Consider the following 1,926-nt stretch of genomic DNA (forward strand, 5'->3'; position numbering starts at 1 on the left):
GTTGCTGACGGTGCGGGCGATTGCATCCTGCAGTTCGCCGATTTCGTCGTGCCGGGTCACCGTTACCGTTTCGCACAGATCGCCATCAGCCACGCGCAGCGCAGTCAGGGCGACGGCATGGACGTCGCGTAGCATGCGTACCAGCAACAGCACGAATACGATTGCCGTGAGCGATACGATCAGCGACAGCAGCAGCGAGACGATCAGGCCGTTGCGGGCTGCCGTGCGCAGTTCCGTCGCGCTGGCTACCGTTGCCGTGGCGATGTGGTCTTCGAGGCCCTTCATCGCATCGATCTTGCGGGTGATGGTGGCGAACCAGGTGCCCGGAGCGACGCCGAAAGCGCCATCGGCCGCCTTGTCGAGCGCAATGCTGCGCATCTCGGCGGTTTCGCGGGCCACCGGCGAGGCCAGTAGTTCGCTGAGCGCCATGATGTCAGCGGGTTCGGCCATGGTGCGGAAACTGGCCAGATAGGTCTCCTGGTTGGCCAGGATGCCGGCCAGTCGGCGCAGCAGCGGCAGGTCGAGCGGCCGGTCGGCGGCGAAGGCGGTGTTCAGGGTTGCCCGCTCGCGGCCGGCCTGCTCCTTGGCCTGCAGGAACATGACATAGGCGGAGAAGCGCCGCATCATGCCGGCGTTGGCGAGATTGGGGGCGACCGCCGAAACGGCGTCGAGATTGAGTTCAATGGCGCGGGTAAACCAGGCGAAGGAGTCAGAGCCGGCCAGGCTCAGGGCACTGATTGCACTGCGCCGGGCATCCCGCTCGCGCAGCAGGTCGGCGGCGCTGGCCAGGCGCTTGCTCAGTTCGGCGGGCAACTCAGCAGCATTGGTCGTGATCGCTTCGTTCAGGGCCGTTACTCGCTGGTCGGTCTCCTTGCGCTGCTGCTCCAGTTCGCTGCGGAATTTTTCACCCTTGCTGCCGATGAAACCGGCCGACAGGCCGCGCTCCTTCTGTAGCTCATGGACCAGGGCGCTGCCGGCGACAGCCACTTCGCTGACGGCGACGATGCGTCCGCTCTCCTGCAGCGCGAAATAATTGGCGGCGATGTCCCGCGTCAAGTAGACGCCAAAGCCCAAGGTGATCAAGGTCATCATGCCGAGCAGGCGGACGCGGATCGAACGGATATTCATGAGAGTCTCCCCCATCGGGTCGGCGCGCGTCGGGCGGCGCCGGTTATTTGTAGAGTTTTCTGTGCAGGATGGTGCTGTGGGGCGAGCGGCGCTCCTTTCGGGAGCGCCGCAGCACGCTGGCTAGAGGGGGCCGGGTGCCGGTAGGGCGTCGGTAGCGCCAGGATCGGACCCGGTAAGCTGGGCGATTTCCTCGACCGAGAGGACCTTGGTGATGTCGAGGAGGATGACGAACTTGCCGGCGACCTTGCCCATGCCATGGATGAAGTCGGCACGGATGCGGGCGCCGAAGGAGGGCGGCGGCTCGATTTCGCTGCCGGGGATTTCGAGGACTTCGGACACCGCATCGACGATGACGCCGATGTCGTGGCGGGTATCTTCGTCAGGGACTTCGATGATGACGATGCAGGTGCGCCGGCCGACCTCGGTGGTCTTGCCGCCGAAGCGGGCGGCCAGGTCGATGACCGGGACGACGGCGCCGCGCAGGTTGATGACGCCGCGGATGAAGGCCGGCATCATCGGGATCTCGGTCAGGTTGCCGAACTCGATGATTTCCTTGACGTTGAGGATGCCGACGCCAAACATCTCGCCGCCGAGCGTGAAGGTCAGGTATTGGGCCGGTGCCGTGTCGCTATTGGCGACGACGGTAGAGCCCCTGGTTTGTACAAGTTGTCCCATGGCGGCTTCTCAATAACGCTCGAAGTCGCCTTCGTTGATCTGGACTGCGGCGCTACGCATCGCGGTGCGCGGCTTGCTGCCGGTCGTGCGGGCGGCCGGCTGGGCGAAGCTGCGGGCCGTGTT

General features: G+C 65.2%; 2 protein-coding genes. Both read right to left on the reverse strand.

The features are described 5' to 3' along the window. Positions 1 to 1,128: nitrate- and nitrite sensing domain-containing protein (locus AT959_RS01680; RefSeq protein WP_205629808.1), on the reverse strand; the 1,128-nt coding region annotated here is incomplete at its 3' end. Positions 1,129 to 1,248: 120 nt separating this feature from the next. After that, on the reverse strand, positions 1,249 to 1,803 hold the full coding sequence (locus AT959_RS01685; protein ID WP_066879942.1) for a chemotaxis protein CheW: 555 nt from the start codon (positions 1,801 to 1,803) through the stop codon (positions 1,249 to 1,251). Between the last annotated feature and the right edge of the window lie 123 nt (positions 1,804 to 1,926).

Origin of the sequence: Dechloromonas denitrificans (assembly GCF_001551835.1) — a bacterium.
In the GTDB taxonomy this organism is placed as follows: domain Bacteria; phylum Pseudomonadota; class Gammaproteobacteria; order Burkholderiales; family Rhodocyclaceae; genus Azonexus; species Azonexus denitrificans.

Coding starts and splice junctions, on each gene's coding strand:
- AT959_RS01685 (WP_066879942.1), bottom strand. CDS start 1,803: ATGGGACAACTTGTACAAACCAGGGGCTCTACCGTCGTCGCCAATAGC.